Raw genomic sequence first — 20,073 nt, forward strand, 5'->3', positions numbered from 1 at the left:
CTCTTCCCGGCCCTGCGACGCCGACCACCACGCACCGGACACCCGATCCCGAAAACCCGCCAACCTACTCGCCGCGGCCGCGCAACCCCGCCTGATACCGCCCCGGCGTCTGCCCGACCAGCGCCGTGAACGCCCCGATGAACGCCGACGGATTCGACCACCCGCACGCGATCGCGGTATCCGTCACCGATTCGCCCTCGCTCAGCCGGAACAACGCGTGGTGGATCCGCAACACCGTGCGCCACCGCTGAAAACTCATGCCGAGCTCGGCCTGGAACAACCGGCTGAGCGTCCGCTCGCTGGCCCCCGCGGCCCGCCCCAGCTCGGCCAGCGTCCCGTCCCGCCCCGGATCCTCGTGCAGCAGCTCGCTCACGACCCGCAGCCGATCGTCCCGAGGCTCCGGAAGATGCAACGACTCCCCCGGGACCTCCCGCAGCTCGTCGAGCACCACCGCCCGAACCCGCCCGGCCTCCTCGGGAGACCGCTCCTTCCCGCCGGTCAACGCCAAAATCCCGGCCCGCAGCAACGGCGAAACAGCAAACACACCAGGCCGCCGCGCCACCCCGCCGCACTCCTCCACCGGAACCTCGACCACCCGCGCGTCAGTCCGCCCGTAAAACCGATGCGAATGCCCCACCCCAGGCGGCGTCCACACCACCCGATCCGCAACGGCGACCCAGGTCCCGAACTCCGTACTGGTGGCAAACCCCCCGCTGGCCGCATAAACCAACTGCCCGCCCGCATGGGAATGCCACCCCATCCGAAACCCGCCAGGCAACCACCCAGCCCCCCGAGACGACATCCCCGACGGCCTCCCCACCACACCGACCCCGCCCACGCCACACTCCCGTCTCCCCCGACCCCAGCCACCCCGGCCCCAACCATTCCGACCCAACCACCCCAACCCCGACCCCAGCCACTCCCAACCCAGCCACCACGCGGGATCGCGTCGGCGTGCGGAGGGGCGCTGTGCACGGCCCCCCGGGCCGGGCGCAGCGCCCCTCCGCACGCCGACTTGAAGGCGATCCCGCCCGCCCCGCCGAAGGCGGGGCAAACACAATTGTCGTACCCCCGCGTTACGCTCTGGCCATGTCCGACACCGCCACGGTCACCACCCCTCCCGGGGCCGACGCGCCCGCCCGGAGGCGGCCCGCGTTGTCGCCGTCCCGGGCGAGCGACTTCAAGCAGTGCCCGCTGCTGTACCGGTTCCGCGCGGTCGATCGGCTGCCGGAGGTGCCCACCCGGGCGCAGCTGCGCGGCACGCTCGTCCACGCGGTTCTGGAGCGGCTTTTCGCGCTTCCCGCCGCGGAGCGGGTCGCTCCGCGGGCGAAGGAGCTGCTCGCGCCGACGTGGAGCGAGCTGTCGAGCGAGAGTCCGGAGTGGACGGAGCTGTTCGCGGACGGCGAGCCGGGCGAGACCGACAAGTGGCTGGCTTCGGCCGAGAAGCTGCTCGACGCGTATTTCGAGCTGGAGGATCCGCGCCGGCTGGAGCCGGAGGCGTGCGAGCTGCACGTCGAGATCGAGCTGGGCTCGGGGGTGCTGCTGCGCGGGTACATCGACCGGGTGGATGTCGCGCCGACCGGCGAGATCCGGGTCGTGGACTACAAAACCGGGGCGGCTCCTCGCGAGATCGGCGAGGCGAAGGCGCTGTTCCAGATGAAGTTCTACGCGCTGGTGCTGTGGCGGTTGCGCGGGGTGGTCCCGCGGCAGCTGAAGCTGATGTACCTGACCGACGGCCAGTCGCTGGCGTATACGCCGGACGAGGCGGAGCTGGTCCGGTTCGAGCGCACGCTGGAGGCGATCTGGCAGGCGATCCTGAGGGCGGGCAAGACCGGCGATTTCCGGCCGAACAAGGGCAAGCTGTGCTCGTGGTGCGACCATCAGGCGCATTGCCCGGAGTTCGGGGGGACGCCGCCGGAGTATCCGGGCTGGCCGGAGCCGGATCCGGGCGAGGAGACGGTCTTGGACCGGGCCGACTGATGGGCGACGCGTTCTTCCTCCCGCTGGGCGGCGAGCGGTACGAGGCGACTGAGCACACCACCGGCCCGTGGAGTCCGGGCGCGCAGCATTTCGGCCCGCCGTCGGCGCTGCTGGTGCGCGGGCTCGAACGGCTGGGGTCGGATCGTCCGGCGGAGCTGGCCCGGGTGACGGTCGAGATTCTCGGCCCGGCTCCGGTGGGCGTGCTGGAGCAGCGGTCGTGGATCGAACGGCCGGGCCGGACGGTCGAATTGGTCCAGTCCGAGCTGTCCGCGGACGGACGGACGGTGGCGCGCGCGTCGGGGTGGCGGATCGCGACGTCCGACACGGCGGGCATCGCCACCGACGGCGGTCCGCTGCTGCCCGCGGCCGAGGCGGGCAGCGAAGCGGCTTTCCCGGACGGCTGGCAGGGCGGTTACCTGCACGCGATCGAATGGCGTTCGGTGCGCGGGGCGATTTCCGGGCCGGGTCCGGCCGCGGTGTGGGCGCGGCAGCGGTATCCGCTGGTCGACGGCGAGGAGCCGACGGGGCTGCAGCGGTTGTTCGTGATCGCCGATTCCGGCAGCGGGGTGTCGCATTTCCTGCCGGCGGCGGACTGGTGGTTCATCAATTCGGAGCTGACCGTGCACCTGCGCCGGATGCCCGAGGGCGAGTGGATCGGGCTCGACGCGGTCACGCTGGTCGGGCCGCACGGGATCGGCACCGCGACCAGTACGCTGCACGACCGGTCCGGTCCGGTCGGCACGGGCGCGCAGGCTTTGCTGGTGCGTCCGCGACAGGCCGGGGGCGGATGAGCGCGCTGGCGCGGGCAAGTCCGATAGCCTTCGCGGAACGACCGACAAGGGAGCGCTCCGGCATGCAGATCACCTCGGTGGTCAACCAGAAGGGCGGGGTGGGCAAGACCTCGCTGAGCGTGGGCGCGGCGGCGGCCCTCGCCGAACGAGGCAGGCGGGTGCTGCTCGTCGACCTCGACCCGCAGGGGCACGCGACGACCGAGATGCTCGGCATGGACGAGGTCCCGGCGGACGCGCCGAGCCTGGCGAAGGCGCTGACGAAGCTGTGGAAGGGCCCGATCGAGCAGCTGGCGGTGCCGCATCCGCGCAGCAACCTGGGCCGCGGCGGCGCGTTCGACGTGATCCCGACGTCGCCGGGGATGTTCGACCTGATCCGCAGGCTGGACCAGTTCCGGGTGCCCGGCTGGCAGCTGGCGCGGGTGATCCAGTTCGCGCACTACGACCACGTGATCATCGACTGCCCGCCCGCCCAGGACGTGCTGACGAACAACGCGCTGGCCGCTTCGCACGGCATCCTGGTGCCGGTCCAGCCGGACAAGACGAGCATCCGGGCCTTGCGCCTGCTGTCGGAGCAGGTCCGCTATGTCGAGCAGACCACCGGCCGCGCCCCGATCTCGTGGTTCGGCATCGTGCCGGGCCTGTACCGCCGCCCGATCTCGCACTACGCCGCGGCCGCGCTGCAGGAGATGTACTCCTTCGGCGTGCCGATGCTCTCGCACATCCCGCTGGGGGTGGTGATGAACGAGGCGGCCGCGCACGGCGTCCCGGTGACGACGTTCGCCCCGGAGACCATCCAGGCGGTGTCGTTCCGCGAGATCGCCGAGACCTTGGACGGGTACCTGGCGCAGAATCCCGGTCCCACCGAGGTTCCCGCTGACGACGAGTTCGTCTTCGAGGACTTCATCTCCGAGGTCGCGGTGGCCCGCAACGTCAACGACAACGGCGCGCGCAAGAAGCTGTACGACCTGATGCCGAAACGGCCGAACCGCCCGCGCTGAAGACTGTCCACTTCGGACTTGACAACAACGCGGGATCGCGCCGGCGTCGGGGCGGAGGGGTGTGACAGGCCGCCAGGCCCGCACGCCGCTCCGCCCCCACGTCGGCTTGAAGGCGATCCCGCCGCGCCGGCGGAGCGATCGCGATCAGAGCCGGCAGGAGCGGATGTCGGACGCCAGCACGGCTTTCGCGCCGGTTTCGGCGAGTTCGTCCATGATGCGGTTGACTTCCTTGCGGGGCACCATCGCCCGCACCGCGACCCACTTCTCGTCCGCCAGCGGGGCCACCGTCGGCGACTCCAGGCCCGGCGTGATCGAAATGGCCTGCTCGAGGATGTCGCGCGGGCAGTCGTAGTCGAGCATCATGTAGTGCTGCGCGAAAACCACGCCCTGCAGCCGTGCCGCCAGCTGCGACTTCGCCCGCGACCCTTCGCTGCCGGCGCGCTGCAGCAACACCGCCTCGGACGCGCAGATCGGCTCGCCGAACGCGACGAGATTGTGCTGCCGCAGCGAGCGCCCGGATTCGACGACGTCCGCGATGGCGTCCGCGACCCCGAGCTGGATCGAGATCTCCACCGCGCCGTCGAGCCGGATCACCTCGGCCTCGACCCCGTGCCGCGCGAGGTCGTCGCGGACCAGCCGCGGGTACGACGTCGCGAGCCGCTTTCCCTTGAGGTCGGCCGGTTTCCAGTCGCGCCCGGCGGGAGCGGCGTACCGGAACGTCGACGCGCCGAACCCGAGCGCGAGCACCTCTTCGACCGGGGCTCCGGAGTCGAGCGCGAGGTCCCGGCCGGTGATGCCGAGGTCCAGCTCGCCGGAACCGACGTAGATGGCGATGTCCTTGGGGCGGAGGAAGAAGAACTCGACCTCGTTGACCGGGTCGAGGACGGTCAGGTCCTTGCCGTCATGTCGCTTGCGGTAGCCCGCCTCGGAAAGCATCTCCGCCGACGCGGCGGCGAGGGCTCCCTTGTTCGGCACGGCAACACGCAGCATTTCGGTCTCTCCTCGGTCTCCGGTGCGCGAGCGCGTCACAGGTAGCGGTACACGTCCTCGGCCGAGATCCCCCGGCCGAGCATGAGCACCTGCACCCGGTACAGCAGTTGCGAGATCTCCTCCGCCAGCCGGTCGTCGGACTCGTGCTCGGCGGCGATCCACACCTCGCCCGCCTCTTCGAGCACCTTCTTGCCCTGGGCGTGCACTCCGGCGTCCAGTGCGGCGACGGTGCCGGACCCGTCGGGACGGGTACGCGCGCGCTCGGCAAGCTCCGCGAACAGCTCATCGAAGGTCTTCACGGGGCCGAATCCTTTCATCCCGCGCTCGCCCGCGCCGTTCCGGGTGACCCGGAAGCCGCCGAGGTCACAGCGGCGGCAGCAGCGCGGCCAGTTCGGGCACGCCGACGCCGGCCAGCGACGTGCGGAACACGCGGCGCGGGCCGTCCGGGACGGCCACGTCGTTGGGCACCACGAGCACCGTGCAGCCGGCGCGTTCGGCCGACTCCGCGCCCGGCGGCGAGTCCTCGACCGCGACGCAGCGCTCCGGGGCCACGCCGAGCAGTTCGGCGGCCTTCAGGTACGGCCGAGGGAGGGGCTTGTTCTGGCCGTCGACCTCGTCGCCGCAGACCGTGACGGTGAAGAAATCCCGCCCGATCGTGTCCAGCGCGAGTTCGGTCAGCGCCCGTTCGGTGGAGGTGACCAGTGCGGATTTGAGCCCGGCCGCGCGGACCGCGGCCAGCGCCTCGCGCGCGCCGGGACGCCAGGGCAGCGCGTCGTCGAACAGCCCGGCGGTGCGGCGGCGGATCCACTCCCCCGTTTCCGCGACCGCTTCCGGCGTGACCGGGCGGCCGGTCTGCTCCAGCAGCACGGTCGCGGTGGCGTCCATGTTGGACCCCACGAGCGTCATCCGGACTTCCTCCGAAAGCGTGCCGCCGAGTGCCTCGGCGGCCTCGTACAGCGCGACGTCCCACAGTTTCTCGGAATCGACGAGGGTGCCGTCCATGTCCCAGAGGACAGCCGCCAATCCGTCCGAAGAGGACGGTGCAGTCACAGTGTCTCCTTGTCCGGCGCGGCGCCCCGGCCGGGCGCGCTCCCCTCCAGCGTCCCACGCGGTCCGCCGTGAGCGGGGCCACACCCGTCCCGTGACACGCGGGGGCGGACACGCTGCGCAGCGTAGGTGGCCGAGGCCGTAGGCTGGTCAGGTGAGTGAGCCTGTCGACGACACCCCGCGGCCCGGCGACCCGGAGCAGGACCGCGCCGATGCCCCGCGCCCGATCATGATTTTGGCCTTCGAAGGCTGGAACGACGCGGGCGACGCGGCCAGCCAGGCGATCGAACACCTCCAGCTCACCTGGGACGCGACCCCGCTGGCCGAGCTCGAACCGGACGACTACTACGACTTCCAGGTCAGCCGCCCCACGGTGAAGATGGTCGACGGCATCACCCGGCGGGTCGAATGGCCGACCACGCGGCTGTCGGTGTGCCGCCCCGAAGGCTACGACCGCGACCTGGTGCTGGTGACCGGCCCGGAGCCGAACATGCGCTGGCGCAAGTTCTGCGCGGAGATCGTGGAGCACGTCCAGGAGCTGGACGTGGCGATGGTGGTCGCGCTCGGCGCCCTGCTGGCCGACACCGCGCACACCCGGCCGGTCCCGGTCACCGGGACGGCGCACGACAAGGACACCGCGAGCAAGTACCGGCTCGAGGTGAACAACTACCAGGGCCCGACCGGGATCGTCGGGATCCTGCAGGACTACTGCGTGCAGGCCGGCATCCCCGCGGTGTCGATCTGGGCCGCGGTGCCGCACTACGTCTCGCACCCGCCGTCGCCGAAGGCCACGCTGGCGCTGCTGCACAAGCTGGAGGACGTGCTCGACGTCGAGATCCCGCTGGGCGCGCTGCCGGAGCAGGCCGAGGAGTGGCAGCAGACGGTCAGCGAGATGGCCGACGAGGACGAGGAAATCAGCGAGTACGTGCGCAGCCTCGAGGAACGCGGCGACGCGGAGACCGATTTCACCATGGAAGAGGTCTCCGGCGACAAGATCGCCGCCGAGTTCGAGCGCTACCTGCGGCGCCGCCGCCCCGGGCAGGACGGCGGGTTCGGCCTCCGCTGACCCGCCTCGGGACCGGGTGTTCCCCTTGCCCGAGCGAGGGAACGCACCGTGATCGAGCAACTCCGAACAGTGATCCGGGCCGCCCGGCGGGATGACGGCGCCTGCGCCGTTGACTGATCGCGCCGCGCGGCTCTGGTGCCGTCCCGAGTGCGTCTCGTTGACTGGCCTTGCGCGAGCGACATCGCGCGGACCAGGAGGTATGGGAATGTTCGGCAAGGCACTAGCGGCGGCAGTGCTCGCGGCGGGCGCGCTCACCGCGTCGGCGGCGACAGCGTCGGCGGCACCGGTTTCGCCGGTGAAGGTGAACAACTTCGGCGCTTGCATGGACTACGCGGTGGGCGAGTACGACGTCGAGCCCTGGCTCGCCCACGACGCGTGCGACGCCGACTCGTTCGAGGAGTGCTACTGGGTGCTTCGCCGCGCCTACGTCCCCGCACAGGTCGCGGCGACGGCCTGTCGGCTCTCGTTCGACTGATCCGCCGAGGAGCGCGACCGGGCTGGCCGGTCGCGCTCAGGCGGTGAGCAGCCTCCGCACCGGAACCGCGCCGCGTTCCCGCTTGCGCCACTCCCGCGGATAGCCGAGCGACACCTCCTCGAAGCGCACCCCGTCCGCGGACGTCGTGCGCGGGATGTGCAGGTGCCCGTACACGGCCAGCTCGGCGCGGTAGCGCAGGTGCCAGTCCTCGGTCTGCGTGGTGCCGCACCAGAGCGCGAAATCGGGGTAGTACAACGGGTTCGTCGGGTGCCGGTGCAGCGGCCAGTGCGACATCAGGATCGTGCGGCGCCCGGCCGGGATCGCGTCCAGCCGGTCGCGGCTGACCTTCAGCCGCTGCTCGCACCAGGCCGCGCGCGATTCGTAGGGATCCGGGTGCAGGTAGTACTCGTCGGTGCACACGACGCCGATCTCGCGGGCGTGCGCGAGCGCTTCTTCGCGGGTCTTGCCCTCGGTCGCCGGGGTGCGCCAGCTGTAGTCGTAGAACACGAACAGCGGCGCCACGGTCAGCGGCTCCGGGCCGAAGTCCCACACCGGGAACTCGTCCTCGGGCGTGAGCACGTCGATCGCGCGGCACTGCTCCACCAGGAACTCGTACCGCGCCTGCCCGCGCAGCTGGCATTCGTCGTTCGGCGTGGTCCACAGCTCGTGGTTGCCCGGGACCCACACGACCTTGGCGAACCGCTCGCGCAGCGTCGCGAGCGTCTCCCGGACGACCTTGGCGGACTCGGCGACGTCGCCGGCGACGAGCAGCCAGTCGCCGGGACCGCCGGGCACGATTTCGTCGACGATCGGGCCGTTGCCCTCGTGGGTCACGTGGAGGTCGCTGGTGGCGAAGAGAGACGGCACCCGTCCACCGTAACGACTTTCCGCGCCCGGGAGCGCCGGAACCGCCCATTCCCCCACCCCAGAACGACCAGCCCGGCACTCACGTGGAGGCCTGCCTGCACGTTCAGCAGCACTGTCGGCCCGGTCACCGCGACGAGCGCGCCGGCCAGCAGCGCACCGGCCGCCGTGCCCGCGGCCATCAGCGCGTACACCGTGCTCAGCACCCGTCCCGCCCGGTCCGGCCCGGTCTCGGCCTGCACGTGCGACAGCAGCCCGGCCCCGGCCACGACGGCGGGCGCGCCGACGGCCATGAACAGGCCGACGTATACCCCGAGCACCGTGGTCGCGCCCGGCAGATTCCAGATCGCCGCCGACATCAGCCCCGCGGCGACCAGGCCCCAGCCCTGCAGCAGCACCGGCGCGACCCGGCGCGCCAGCGTCGCCACCGCGAATCCGGCCGCCAGGCCGCCGATCGCCTGCACTCCGCGCAACAGCCCGGCGTCCGCCTCGCTGCCCCGGAGGAGGTCGAGCACGAACACCACGAACAGCACCAGGAACATGCCCTGCGCGAGCGAAGTCAGCAGCGCAGACGCACTGGTCGCCCGCAGCCGATCTCCCGCCAGATCGCGCACGCCCGCGAGCCAGTCCGCTCGCTCCGGCGCGGTCGTGCGGACCGCGACCCGGCGGAACGGGAACGCGAGCAGCATCCCCGCCGCCGCGAGCGCGACGAGGTAGCCGGCGACCACCCGGTCCAGCCCGCCCCAGCCCAGCAACGCTCCCCCGGCCCAGCCGCCCGCCAGCCGCGCGACGCTGCTGTTCACGCTCATCAGCCCGTTCGCCGGGGTGACGTCCTCGACGCCCACCAGCTCCGGGACCAGCGCACTGCGCGCCGGTTCGAACACCGACGCCAGCCCGGCCTGCGCCGCCATCACCGCGTAGACCGCCGCGACCGGCAGTTCGGCGCTGGCCAGCAGCGGCAGCACCACGACCGCCTGCCCGGCGCACACGACCGCCAGCACGACCCGGCGGTCCCACCGGTCCGCGACGATCCCCGCGACCGGGCTCAGCAGTACTGCGGGCAGCAGCCCGAGCACGATGCTCAGCGCCGTCGTGACCGCGGATCCGGTGCGGACGAACAGGTACACCGGCAGCGCGACCTGCAGCATCCATTCGGCGGTCTCGCCGAAGAACGCGGAAACCCACAGCCGGGCGAATCCCGGTGCCGCCAGCAGCCGTCTCATGCCGGTTTCCCGTCGTGCCCGATCCGGCGGAACGCGCGCATGCCGAGGAAAACCGGGCGGGCGCCGGCCGGGGCGTCTGTGCGGATTGTGCTGACGTACGGCCGGACCAGGTCGTCGATCGCCTTGGTCAGGGCGGCGACTTCCTCCGGGGTCGCGTTCAATCCGTAGGAGAAGAAGCCGCCTGCCTCGCGCCAGTCCTCGTCCAGCTGCTCGATCGTGTCGAGGTACCGCTGGGTCAGCTCTTGCTCCTCGGCCAGTTCGGTGCCGGTGACCGCCAGCTGCGCCGCCGCGAGCGCCGGGTCGTCCCCCGAGCCGCCGAGCACCAGCCCGACCTGGCAGGCCTGCCACGGCCGCTCCCGCCCGTCGCCGCCTTCGGCCCGCTCGACCAGGCCGTGTTCCGCCAGCTTGCGCAGGTGCCAGCTGCAGTTCGACGCCGTCGAGCCGACCGCGTCCGCGCATTCGCTCGCCGTCGACGGGCCGACTGCCATCAGGTGGTGCACCAGGGCGGACCGCAGCGGGTGGGCGAGCGCGCGCAGCAGCTCGACGTCGTCGACTCGCTTCCGCGGGGGCAGTTCAGTCATCAGCGGTCCAAACTCTGAAGGGTTTCTTTCGAAACAGTTCTTTCAGAGTTGCAGGCCGACCGGGCGACGTCAAGCAGACCGGCACCGCGCGGCAAGGAGCGCCAGACGCTCAGAGCGAACCGGCCGCTTCGGGGTCGTACGCGGGCAGCGAGCGCTAGTCGCCGCGGTGGCGGAACAGCTCCTCGCGCGGCCGCTCGGAGCCAGGTTCGCGGACCGCGTCCGGAGAAAAACCGGTTGCCCTCCCCCGCCGCTCCCGAGTTATCCTCCTGGCCATCATGTACAGCTGATCCGAGCCCTCCCCGCATCGAGGCCGCTCCCGGTCGAGCCCTGCTCCCGGGAAGCCGCGCGTTGCCCGTCGGGGATTTCTGCTTCCACCGCAAAGGCCCGGTGATCACTCATGTCTACTGTCCTGCACGCCTCCGATCTCGTTTTCGGCTACGGCGCCCGCACCGTCCTCAACGGCGTCTCGCTCGTCGCGTCGCCGGGGAGGCGGATCGGTCTCGTCGGCGAAAACGGGGTCGGGAAATCCACCTTGCTGCGGTTGCTCGCCGGGCTCGAAGTCCCGCGCGCCGGCGACGTCGTGCGGCACGGCGATCTCGGCTTCCTCTTCCAGGAGCTGCCGTTCGCCGGCACCGCAACGGTTTCCGACGTCCTCGACGAGGCACTGGCCGAGATCCGCACCGCCGCCGCAACGCTCGACAAACTGGCCACCGTGCTCGCCGAACGCCCCGACGATCCGGAGGCGCTCAGCGAGTACGGCCACGTCCTGGAATGGGCTCAGGCCCACGACCTCTGGGACGCGGACCGGCGCGCGGACCTCGTCCTCGCCGGTCTCGGACTCGGCGACATCAAGCACGACCGGCGGCTGCAGACGCTTTCCGGCGGCCAGCGGTCGCGGCTCGGGCTGGCCGCGCTGCTGGTCCGGCGGCCGCGCATTCTGCTGCTCGACGAGCCGACCAACCACCTCGACGACAACGCCATGGAGTTCCTCGAGCGCCACCTCGCGGAGCTGACCGGCGTCGTCGTGCTGTCCTCGCACGATCGCGTGTTCCTCGACGCGGTCTGCACGGACATCGTGGACTTGGACCCAGCGCCGGCGGACCGCCGCGTCGGCGGCGCGACGCGCTACGGCGGCAGCTACACCGCGTACCTCGGCCAGAAAAAGGCCGAACGAGCCCGGTGGGAGCAGCGGTTCAGCGAAGAACAGGAGGAACTCAAACAACTGCGGGAAGCCGTGCACGGCACCGCGCGGCGGGTAGCGCACGACCGCGCTCCCCGGGACAACGCGAAGATGCTCTACGACTTCAAGACCGGCCGCGTGCAGAAGCAGATTTCCCGCCGGGTCCGCAACGCCCAGCTCAAGCTCGACACGCTGGAGCGCGAGCAGGTCCGCAAACCGCCCGCACCACTGCGGTTTCGGGCCCCGCTCACCGCGGACACCGGCGGCGAGGGCCCTGCCGTGTCGGTGCGCGGCATCGCGGTGCCCGGCCGCGTGCACCTGGACGAGCTGGACGTGGACCGCACCGCGCGGCTCCTCGTGACCGGCGGCAACGGTGCCGGGAAGTCCACGCTGCTGTCGGTGCTGGCCGGTCAGCTCACGCCGTCGGCCGGGACTGTCCACTTCGGACCCGGCGTGCGAGTGGGGCTGCTGGAGCAGGACGTCGCGTTCGCTCGGCCGAAGCGGACCGCGCAGGAGGTGTACCGCGCCGCGGCCGGCGAGGCGGCTCCTTCGCTGTCCACGCTCGGCTTGCTGCCGCCGAGGGAGCACGACCGGCCGGTCGGCGAGCTTTCAGTGGGGCAGCGTCGCCGGCTGGCGCTGGCGGTGCTGCTCGCGGAACCGCCGGACGTGCTGCTGCTGGACGAGCCGACCAACCACCTGTCGCTCAGCCTGGCCGAGGAATTGTCCGAGGCGCTGGACAGCGCGCCCGGCGCGGTCGTCCTCGCTTCCCATGATCGGTGGCTGCGCCGCCGTTGGGAGGGCGACCACCTCGCACTGGCGGACGGCCATCGCGAGGATGTATAGGTCGTTATACAGCTGAGTCGGCGGGCAGTGGCCGGGAGTTCCGGCCACTGCCCGCGGCTGAAACTCAGAGAACGATGCCCAGCAAGGCGTCCACGGCCTCCTTGATCAGGCCCGGAGCGGCCTGGTCGGTGCCGTCGCGACGCAGCGCCGACGTGACCCACGCGTCGATCGCGGTGAGGGCCTTCGGGGTGTTCAGGTCGTCGGAGAGGTGGTCGCGCAGCCGCGCCACGGTGTCCTCCGCGTCCGGTCCGGCCGGGAGCGCGACCGCTTCGCGCCAGCGGGCCAGCCGGTCCTGCGCGTCGACCAGCAGCTGGCCGGTCCAGGCCCGGTCCTCGCGGTAGTGCCCGGCGAACAGCGCGAGCCGGATCGCCGCCGGGTCGACGCCGTCGGCGCGCAGCCGCGACACGAAGACCAGGTTGCCGCGCGACTTCGACATCTTCTCGCCGTCGAGCCCGATCATCCCGGCGTGCACGTAGTGCCGGGCGAACGGGTGATCGGCGGCGACGGCCTCGGCGTGCGCGGCGCTGTACTCGTGGTGCGGGAAAATCAGGTCGGAACCGCCGCCCTGCACGTCGAAGCCGAGTCCGAGGCGGTTCACCGCGATGGCGCTGCATTCGATGTGCCAGCCCGGCCGTCCGGCGCCCAGCTCCGACTCCCACGACGGTTCGCCTTCGCGGGCGACGCGCCACAGCAGCGCGTCCAGCGGGTGCCGCTTGCCGGGACGGTCCGGGTCGCCGCCGCGCTCGGCGAAGAACTTCGCCATGGTCTCGGCGTCGTAGTTCGACTCGTAGCCGAACCGGCCGGTCGCGTTGTGGTCGAAGTAGACGTCCGGGAACTCGGCGTCGTCCGCGCGGTAGGCGCTGCCGTTGGCGAGCAGCTTCGCGATCACCTCGACGATCTCCGGGATCGCCTCGACCGCGCCGACGAACTGCTTCGGCGGCAGCACCCGCAGCGCTTCCATGTCCTCGCGGAACAGCGCCGTCTCGCGCATGCCGAGCACGACCCAGTCGTCCGAATCGCGTTCCGCGCGCTCCAGCAGCGGCTCGTCGATGTCGGTGACGTTCTGGACGTAGTGCACCTCGTGCCCGTTGTCCCGCCAGATCCGGTTGACCAGGTCGAACGCGAGATAGGTGGCGGCGTGGCCGAGGTGGGTGGCGTCGTAGGGGGTGATGCCGCAGACGTACATCCGGGCAACGGCCCCGGGCGCGCTCGGGCGGACCTGCCCGGTCGCGGTGTCGTGGAGCCGGAGGGGGCGAGGGGTGCCGGGCAGCCGGGGCACGGCGACGGAGGACCAAGTCTGCATGCCTCCGACTGTAAGCGTGACGTCCGTCCGCTTTCCCATGAGGTGGGAGGGACGACCGCGGTGTCCCTCCCACCCCCGGGGATCAGACCCGTTGCCGGACGGCGTTAGCCCGGACGGCGTCCCGCACATACGCCCCGATGCCGGGCCGCTGCTCGTCCTCCCGGACGAGGAACGCCAGCTGCGCGGGCTCGTCGGCGTACAGGTCCGCGATCTTCTGCTGCATCTCGTACCCGCACTCCCCCATCACCGCCGCCAGCATCGCCCGGTGCTCCTCGGCGAGCTCGGCCACCGCCGGGCTGTCCGCGGGCGCGCCGTCGTCGACCAGCGCGACCAGCCGCCGCACCCAGTCCTTCCGCCGCCGCTCCGCCTCGGCCCACTCCTCCTTGCTCTCCGGCAGTTGGGTCTGCTGCCACTCGGCGCAGCCGCCCCACCGGCGGACCGCCTCCTCCGAGTAGCCGTCCGGCACCTGGAACCCGCCGAACACTTCGAACTTCTCCTCGGGCGTCAACGCGTTGCCCATGGCTCTCGCCTCCAGCAATCGATCGACGGCCGCGACCATGCGCGCGATCCGCTCCGCCTTCGCCACCAGCAGCTCCCGCTGCCGTTTCAGGTGGCCGTCGGCGTCGGTTCCCGGCTCCGCGAGCACGGACGCGATCGTCTCCAGGGGAAAGCCGAGCTCCCGGTAGAGCAGGATCCGCTGCAGCCGGTCGAGGTCGGCGGCGGCGTAGCGCCGGTAGCCGGACGCGGTGCGCCCGCTCGGCGACAACAGGCCGATCTCGTCGTAGTGGTGCAGCGTGCGCACGGTGACGCCGGCCAGCGCCGCCGCCTCGCCCACCCGGTAGCCCATCGCTCTCCCCCCGTTTCTTCGGCCGAATGGCCCTTGCGAGAAACCACGATCGCGCCTCACGTCGCGTGAGGGTCAAGTCTGGTGGACACCGCGCTCCGGCGCGAGTACGAACGAAGCATGGCTTTGCGCACGCCCCTCCGCGCCCATTCTCCTCTTCCCCCCGGTCCCCGCCTGCCGCTCGCCGTCCAGACCGTCCTTTTCGGCGCTTTCCGCAACTCCCTGCTTCCGCTGCTGCGGCGGCGTTACGGCGACGTCGTGCGGCTGAAGCTCTACCCGGAGCGTTCGGTGGTGCTGATCGGGGACCTCGATCTGGTCCGCGAGATCTTCGCCGGTCCGGTCGAGACGTTCCACGCCGGCGAGGGGAACATGGTGCTCAAACCCATGCTGGGCGAGCATTCCGTGCTGCTCACCGACGAGGAGGAGCACCGCCGGGCACGGAAGCTGCTGATGCCCGCGTTCAACGGGGCGGCGATGCGCGGGTACCGCGACCTGGTCACCGAGCTGACCGTCGCGGAGCTGGAGCGCTGGCCGCAGGGCCGGGCGTTCCGGGCGCACGACCGGATGCGCGCGCTGACCCTGGAAGTGATCCTGCGGGTCGTTTTCGGCGTGACCGACGGGCCTCGGCTCGCGGAGTTGCGCGTGGCGCTGGAGCAGGTCATCGACATCAGCGCGCTCGATCTCTTCGGCTGGCACAGCCCGGCGCTGCAGAAGTTCGGGCCGTGGCGGCGGAACCGCGAGCGGCAGGAGCGGGTCGACCAGCTGCTGTACGCGGAGATCGCCGAACGGCGGGCCGCGCCGGATCTGGCGGAGCGAAGCGATGTGCTGTCGCGGCTGCTGACCGTTCCCGGCGACGATCAGCTCTCCGATCTCGAACTGCGCGACCAGCTGATCACGTTGCTGCTGGCCGGGCACGAGACCACGGCGACCGCGCTGGCCTGGGCGCTGCACGAGCTGGCCCGGGATCCGGTCACCGCCGCGGAGACCGCCCGCGCGGCCGGCGAGGGCGACGAGAAGTACCTGGAAGCCGTTGCCAAGGAAGCGATGCGGCTGCGGCCGATCATTTCCGAGGTTTCGCGGAAGCTGACCAAGGACGTCCGCGTGGGGCCGTATACGGTTCCGGCCGGGTACCTGGTGCTGCCGTCGATTTCGATGATTCACGCGGACGCGGAGCACCATCCGTCGCCGGAGGTGTTCGACCCGACGCGATTCCTCGGCAGCGGACCGCCGACCGGCAGCTGGTTCCCCTTCGGCGGCGGCGCGCGGCGCTGTCTCGGGGCGGGATTCTCGTTGCTGGAGGCGACGATCGTGCTGCGGGAGCTGTTCGCGCGATACCGGGTCAGCGCGCCGAGCCCGCGGCCGGAGCGGACCAAGACGCGGCACATCACGCTCGTGCCCGGCGACGGCGCCCGGATCCTGGTGCACCGCCGGTAAGTCCGGGAAGGGCTCGGCGAGTGAGTCAGCGAGCCCTTCCCGGACCTTGCCCGGGGGTCAGCGGCGGCGCGTGCGGAGGTAGTCGCCTACGACCGCGGCGCCCAGGCCGTCCAGGTCCGGGGCCACGACCCGCCCGCCGGAGCGGCGGGCGATGGTGTCCACGAAGGCTTCCAGACGCGGGTCGTCGCCCAGCCGGAAAACGGTCACGGACGCGCCCAGCTTGGCGATCCGGTCCACTTCGGACAGTGTCTTGTAGATGGTCGCCGGTTCCGGCGGATAGGAGAATTCCGCCTCGCCGTCCGGTTCCAGATGGGCGGTCGGCTCTCCGTCGGTGACCATCAGGACGACCGGCTGGGCGTCCGGGTGGCGGCGCAGGTGCCGTCCGGCCAGCAGCAGCGCGTGGTGCGCGTTGGTGCCCTGTTCCCAGGTGCCTTCCAGGCCGACCAGTTCGGGCAGCTCCACCGGCATCGCGTAGCGGCCGAAGGTGATCAGCTGCAGGGCGTCGTTGCGGAATCTGGTGCTGATCAGCTGGTGCAGCGCCAGCGCGGTGCGTTTCATCGGCAGCCAGCGGCCCTCTTGGACCATCGACCACGACGTGTCGACCAGCAGCGCGACCGCGGCTCGGGAGCGGTGTTCGGTCTCGACGACCTCGACGTCCTCGACGTCGAGGCGAACACTCCCCTCGCCCACCGCAGCGGAGCGCAACACCGCGTTGCGCACGGTCCGCGGGACGTCCCAGGGCTGCATGTCCCCGAACCGCCAGGGACGGCTCGATCCGGTCGGTTCGCCCGCCGCGCCCGCGGATTCGGTCTCGCGCTCCCCGGTCTTGCCGCGCAGCGAATTGACCACATCGGACAGTGCGGTCTCGCCGAGGCGGCGCAATGCCTTGGGAGACAACCGCAGGGTGCCGTCCGCGGCACGCTCGAACAAGCCCTGCTGCCGCAGTTCTCGTTCCAATTCGGACAGCCGGCGAGCGTCGACGCCCGCGTCCGGGCCGAGCTGGCGTTCCAGTGCCTCCAGGTCGATGTCTTCCAGCCGGGCGCCGGGATACGACTGGCCGAGCTGCTCGGCGAGCGCGTCCAGTTCCGCCAGGTCGGCCATGGCCTGCGCGCCCTCGCCGAGGCCCAGCGGGTCTTGGCCGCGGAAACGCGACGACGACGTCCAATCCTCCCCCGGCCGCAACGCGCGCAGCTGGGAGTCCAAAGCGGACAGTTGCTGCGCCAGCCTCGGGTCGCCGAACGCTTGGTTCGCGAGCTCGGCCAGTTCGGCGCGCTGTTCCTCGGACATCGAGTTCAGCATCCGCTGCGCGGCGGCGGAACGGGCGGCGAGAACGTCGATCAGCTCGTCGACGTTCCGCGGATTCTCCGGGAAGAACTCGCCGTGCCGCCGCATGAACTCGCTGAAGCGTTCGCCGATGTCGCTCGCGCCCTGGGCATGCGCGGAGAGCAGCGCGTTGAGGTCGCCGAGCATCTGGTTGATCCGCTCGACGTCCTCCGGACCGGCGTTCCGCATCGCCTGCTTCATGCCCTGGAAGCGCGCGTCCAGCATTTCGCGGCCGAGGAGGTCGCGGATCTGTTCGTACTTCTGCCGGGCTTCGTCCGAACGCCAGTCGTACTCGTTCAGCTCGCGGACCGCCGCCGCGGTGCCCGGCGGCAACGCGTCGAGCTGGGCTTCGCGGAAGCGGGCCTCGTCGTCGGGGTCCGGGAACAGTTCCCGGCGTTCGGCTTGAAGCGCTTCCTGCAGCAGCTGCTGGACTTCCCGCAGCGTGCCGTCCAGCCGGTGCCGCCGCTGGATCTGCGAGCGGCGCTGCCACAGCCGGCGGGTCAGCTCGTCCAGGCCGGCGGTGCGTTCGGTGCCGCGGCGCAGCAGTTCCTCCAGCGCCGCGCGCGGCGACGAGCCGCCCATGACCTCGCGGCCGATCTCGTCCAGCGCGTCGCGCAGGTCGGCGGGCGGGGCCAGCGGATCCGGCCCGTCGTGCCACGGGCCGTAGGAATATCCCTCCGGTAAGAGCGGCATTATTCGCCGTACACCGTCGTGCCGTCGTCGGAGTCCTTCGCCAGCCTGCGGGCGAGGAACAGCGACTCCAGCGCCAGTTCGACCGCCGCCGCGATCCGGCCCGCCGGCTCGTCCGCGCCCACTCCGGCCCGCTGCGCGACCTCGTGCAGCACCGGCAGTTCCGGCAGCGCGGCAAGGACTTCCGAGCCGGGGACGCGCTCGCCGGTGGCGACCAGGTGGCCGTCCGCCACCGCGTCGGACAGCGGCCGCAGGTCCAGCCCGGCGAACCGTTCGCGGGCGGTTTCCGCGATCGCCCGGCGCATCAGGTGCACGAGGTGCTCGACCTCGCGGCCTTCCTCGCCGGGCTCGAACTCGATCTTGCCGCGCAGCACGGCGGGCACGGCCTCGAGGTCGACCGGCCGCGCGACCGCCGGGTCCTCCCCCGTCACCGCGGCCCGGCGCAGCGCCGCCGCCGCGACGGTTTCCGCCGCCGCCACCGCGAACCGGGCGGACACGCCGGAACGCTGGTCGATCACCGGCGACTCGCGCAGGTTGCGCACGAACCGGGCCAGCACCTCCAGCAGCGGCTCGCCGACCTCCGCGACGAGATTGGCCTCCTGGCGCACCACGGCGACCTCGGACTCGACGTCCAGCGGGTAGTGCGTGCGGATTTCCGCGCCGAACCGGTCCTTCAGCGGCGTGATGATCCGGCCGCGGTTGGTGTAGTCCTCGGGGTTGGCGGTGGCGACGAGGAGGACGTCCAGCGGCAGCCGCAGCGTGTAGCCGCGGACCTGGATGTCGCGTTCCTCCATCACGTTCAGCAGCGCGACCTGGATCCGCTCGGCGAGGTCGGGCAGCTCGTTGATCGCGACGATGCCGCGGTGCGCGCGCGGCACGAGTCCGAAGTGGATGGTCTCCGGGTCGCCGAGGCTGCGGCCCTGCGCGACCTTCACCGGGTCGACGTCGCCGATCAGGTCGCCCACGCTCGTGTCCGGCGTGGCCAGTTTTTCGGTGTAGCGCTCGCTGCGGTGCCGCCAGGCCACCGGCAGGTCGTCGCCGAGTTCGGCGGCGCGCCGGATCGAGGCGGGCGTGATCGGCTCGAGCGGGTGTTCGCCCAGCTCGGAGCCCTCGATGACCGGGGTCCACTCGTCGAGCAGGCCGGCCAGGGTGCGCAGCAGGCGGGTCTTGCCCTGACCGCGTTCGCCGAGCAGGACGACGTCGTGCCCGGCGAGCAGGGCGCGTTCGAGCTGGGGCAGCACGGTGCGGGAGAAGCCGACGATGCCGGGCCAGGCGTCGCGGCCCTCGCGCAGCGCGGCGAGCAGGTTGTCGTGGATCTCGCGCGCGATCGGGCGCGGGGCGTATCCGGCGGCGCGGAGCTCGCCGGCGGTGCGGGGAAGAGCGTCGGGAACAGCGTTCACCCCTTCGACGCTACTGACCGTTCCGGCATCCGTCGATGTGGAGCGGCTCCAGCCGGGCGGGGATCGGCGGAGCCGGGAGGAACCGGTAAAATGAGCAGTCGTGTGCCGACCCAGTGCGACTCTCGCCGTCTGGTCCTCCGCGTGGCTGAACGGGGCCGCGGCGTCCGACGACGTCCTCGACGCCTTGCAGGACTGGGCCGAGGCCCACGACGTCGTAGCGGCCGATCCCGCCGCGGCCGAGGCGTTCGATCTGCCGCTCGCCTTTCACCGGGCGGCCACTCCGGTGCAGCTGCTCCTCGCGTTGCGGGCGCAGGGGGCGGTCAGTGTTCAGCTCGTGCTGCCGGTGCCGGGCGATGTGCGGGGTCTCGGCGGGGGCGGGCCGTTCGCGGAGGCGGCGTTGCGGTGCGGGGAGGCCGTGGTGCTCGGCGGGCTGGGGTTCGGGCTGGTGCCGGAGCCGATCGCCGAAGGGTTGATGCGGTGGACGGTGTATTCGCTTCCCGCGCCGGTTTCGCTGGAGTATCAGCCGTTGCCGGATGCTGAGCACGGGTTGACTGACGCTATCCGGGCGAGTGCTGGGGCGTTGCAGGCGTTGGACGTGGCCAGCGATCGGCCTGGGGTGCGGGCGGAGTTGTCGGCGCATTTGCGGGCTCGGCCTCAGGTGGAGTGGCCTGCCGGGACGCCGGGGCGGGCGTTGCGGGTGTTGCAGCGGGCCGAGGAGATTTCGGCGATTTTGGCTGTGGCTCAGGCGGATGATCCCGGTGGGGCGTTGTCGGCTTCGGCGGTGAATCGGCGGGCGGAGGCGTTGCGGCCGTTGACGGAGGCGGTTCGGGGGGCTCGGACGGCGTCGGTTAATGAGGCGGTGCGGGTTTTTGCTGAGCAGGGGGATCGGCAGGTTTGAGGGGGTGGGGGGTTCGGCTCGTCGCCCTGGGGGGCGACATTGCCGGTTGATGGGGTGCGTGGGGCCCCCGAAGCTTGATTGTGCTGACGGTTCGGGGGTGCTTGTCAAGGCGGGAAAGATGCCTTGACAAGCACCCCCGAACC

19 protein-coding genes are annotated in these 20,073 nt (G+C 71.6%); 8 read left to right on the plus strand and 11 right to left on the minus strand.

Annotated features, from left to right (window positions below):
- Positions 1 to 64: 64 nt before the first annotated feature.
- Complete coding sequence (locus F9C12_RS03460) at positions 65 to 595, minus strand: helix-turn-helix transcriptional regulator (RefSeq protein ID WP_409464709.1); 531 nt, start codon at positions 593 to 595, stop codon at positions 65 to 67.
- 494 nt (positions 596 to 1,089) lie between these two features.
- On the opposite strand from F9C12_RS03460, the gene F9C12_RS03465 reads away from it, so the two are divergent.
- The 3 genes from F9C12_RS03465 to F9C12_RS03475 all read left to right on the plus strand — a co-directional run bounded on the left by F9C12_RS03465 (position 1,090) and on the right by F9C12_RS03475 (position 3,769).
- On the plus strand, positions 1,090 to 1,980 hold the full coding sequence (locus F9C12_RS03465; RefSeq protein ID WP_409180530.1) for a RecB family exonuclease: 891 nt from the start codon (positions 1,090 to 1,092) through the stop codon (positions 1,978 to 1,980).
- The gene (locus tag F9C12_RS03470; protein WP_409464710.1) at positions 1,980 to 2,771 is read left to right on the plus strand and encodes a thioesterase family protein; all 792 of its coding nucleotides are present in this window, start codon (positions 1,980 to 1,982) and stop codon (positions 2,769 to 2,771) included. The genes F9C12_RS03465 and F9C12_RS03470 overlap by 1 nt, the downstream gene beginning before the upstream one ends.
- Before the next feature lie 62 nt (positions 2,772 to 2,833).
- On the plus strand, positions 2,834 to 3,769 hold the full coding sequence (locus F9C12_RS03475; protein WP_409180532.1) for a ParA family protein: 936 nt from the start codon (positions 2,834 to 2,836) through the stop codon (positions 3,767 to 3,769).
- 144 nt (positions 3,770 to 3,913) lie between these two features.
- On the opposite strand, the gene hisG is transcribed toward F9C12_RS03475, so the two are convergent.
- The 3 genes from hisG to F9C12_RS03490 all read right to left on the minus strand — a co-directional run bounded on the left by hisG (position 3,914) and on the right by F9C12_RS03490 (position 5,761).
- Entirely contained in the window at positions 3,914 to 4,759 is an 846-nt protein-coding gene (hisG, locus tag F9C12_RS03480) for an ATP phosphoribosyltransferase (protein ID WP_409464711.1), read from the minus strand.
- Between the two features lie 35 nt (positions 4,760 to 4,794).
- Complete coding sequence (locus F9C12_RS03485) at positions 4,795 to 5,058, minus strand: phosphoribosyl-ATP diphosphatase (protein ID WP_033287726.1); 264 nt, start codon at positions 5,056 to 5,058, stop codon at positions 4,795 to 4,797.
- 64 nt (positions 5,059 to 5,122) lie between these two features.
- Positions 5,123 to 5,761 carry an HAD family hydrolase gene (locus F9C12_RS03490; protein ID WP_409466959.1) on the minus strand — a complete coding sequence of 213 codons (639 nt, stop codon included), beginning with the start codon at positions 5,759 to 5,761 and terminating at the stop codon, positions 5,123 to 5,125.
- Positions 5,762 to 5,960: 199 nt separating this feature from the next.
- On the opposite strand from F9C12_RS03490, the gene F9C12_RS03495 reads away from it, so the two are divergent.
- Both F9C12_RS03495 and F9C12_RS03500 read left to right on the plus strand, forming a co-directional pair.
- The gene (locus F9C12_RS03495; protein ID WP_409180535.1) at positions 5,961 to 6,872 is read left to right on the plus strand and encodes a PAC2 family protein; all 912 of its coding nucleotides are present in this window, start codon (positions 5,961 to 5,963) and stop codon (positions 6,870 to 6,872) included.
- 205 nt (positions 6,873 to 7,077) lie between these two features.
- Entirely contained in the window at positions 7,078 to 7,347 is a 270-nt protein-coding gene (locus F9C12_RS03500) for a hypothetical protein (protein ID WP_409464712.1), read from the plus strand.
- Positions 7,348 to 7,383: 36 nt separating this feature from the next.
- On the opposite strand, the gene F9C12_RS03505 is transcribed toward F9C12_RS03500, so the two are convergent.
- From F9C12_RS03505 to F9C12_RS03515, 3 genes are read right to left on the minus strand one after another with little or no spacing between them, the layout of a single operon-like run.
- The gene (locus tag F9C12_RS03505; RefSeq protein WP_409464713.1) at positions 7,384 to 8,214 is read right to left on the minus strand and encodes a metallophosphoesterase family protein; all 831 of its coding nucleotides are present in this window, start codon (positions 8,212 to 8,214) and stop codon (positions 7,384 to 7,386) included.
- The gene (locus F9C12_RS03510) at positions 8,178 to 9,434 is read right to left on the minus strand and encodes an MFS transporter (RefSeq protein WP_409464714.1); all 1,257 of its coding nucleotides are present in this window, start codon (positions 9,432 to 9,434) and stop codon (positions 8,178 to 8,180) included. The genes F9C12_RS03505 and F9C12_RS03510 overlap by 37 nt, the downstream gene beginning before the upstream one ends.
- Entirely contained in the window at positions 9,431 to 10,015 is a 585-nt protein-coding gene (locus F9C12_RS03515; RefSeq protein WP_409464715.1) for a winged helix-turn-helix domain-containing protein, read from the minus strand. The genes F9C12_RS03510 and F9C12_RS03515 overlap by 4 nt, the downstream gene beginning before the upstream one ends.
- 397 nt (positions 10,016 to 10,412) lie before the next feature.
- Here F9C12_RS03515 and F9C12_RS03520 point away from each other — a divergent pair, with 397 nt between their 5' ends.
- Entirely contained in the window at positions 10,413 to 12,038 is a 1,626-nt protein-coding gene (locus F9C12_RS03520) for an ABC-F family ATP-binding cassette domain-containing protein (RefSeq protein ID WP_409464716.1), read from the plus strand.
- Between the two features lie 64 nt (positions 12,039 to 12,102).
- Here the strand turns inward: F9C12_RS03520 and mshC are convergent, their stop codons facing one another.
- Complete coding sequence (mshC, locus tag F9C12_RS03525; RefSeq protein ID WP_409464717.1) at positions 12,103 to 13,341, minus strand: cysteine--1-D-myo-inosityl 2-amino-2-deoxy-alpha-D-glucopyranoside ligase; 1,239 nt, start codon at positions 13,339 to 13,341, stop codon at positions 12,103 to 12,105.
- Between the two features lie 82 nt (positions 13,342 to 13,423).
- Complete coding sequence (locus F9C12_RS03530) at positions 13,424 to 14,188, minus strand: MerR family transcriptional regulator (protein WP_409180542.1); 765 nt, start codon at positions 14,186 to 14,188, stop codon at positions 13,424 to 13,426.
- A gap of 117 nt (positions 14,189 to 14,305) precedes the next feature.
- Here F9C12_RS03530 and F9C12_RS03535 point away from each other — a divergent pair, with 117 nt between their 5' ends.
- Positions 14,306 to 15,619 (plus strand): cytochrome P450, encoded by a 1,314-nt coding sequence (locus tag F9C12_RS03535; protein WP_409464718.1) that lies wholly within the window; start codon positions 14,306 to 14,308, stop codon positions 15,617 to 15,619.
- A gap of 57 nt (positions 15,620 to 15,676) precedes the next feature.
- Here F9C12_RS03535 and F9C12_RS03540 read toward each other — a convergent pair whose 3' ends face one another.
- Both F9C12_RS03540 and F9C12_RS03545 read right to left on the minus strand, forming a co-directional pair.
- Positions 15,677 to 17,635 carry a hypothetical protein gene (locus F9C12_RS03540; RefSeq protein WP_409464719.1) on the minus strand — a complete coding sequence of 653 codons (1,959 nt, stop codon included), beginning with the start codon at positions 17,633 to 17,635 and terminating at the stop codon, positions 15,677 to 15,679.
- Positions 17,635 to 19,032 (minus strand): ATP-binding protein, encoded by a 1,398-nt coding sequence (locus F9C12_RS03545; RefSeq protein WP_409180544.1) that lies wholly within the window; start codon positions 19,030 to 19,032, stop codon positions 17,635 to 17,637. The genes F9C12_RS03540 and F9C12_RS03545 overlap by 1 nt, the downstream gene beginning before the upstream one ends.
- A 100-nt stretch (positions 19,033 to 19,132) precedes the next feature.
- Here F9C12_RS03545 and F9C12_RS03550 point away from each other — a divergent pair, with 100 nt between their 5' ends.
- Positions 19,133 to 19,930, plus strand: a complete 798-nt coding sequence (locus F9C12_RS03550; protein WP_409180545.1) for a hypothetical protein — start codon at positions 19,133 to 19,135, stop codon at positions 19,928 to 19,930.
- Positions 19,931 to 20,073 lie beyond the last annotated feature (143 nt).

The organism is Amycolatopsis sp. GA6-003, from assembly GCF_046267895.1.
Classification (GTDB): Bacteria; Actinomycetota; Actinomycetes; order Mycobacteriales; family Pseudonocardiaceae; genus Amycolatopsis.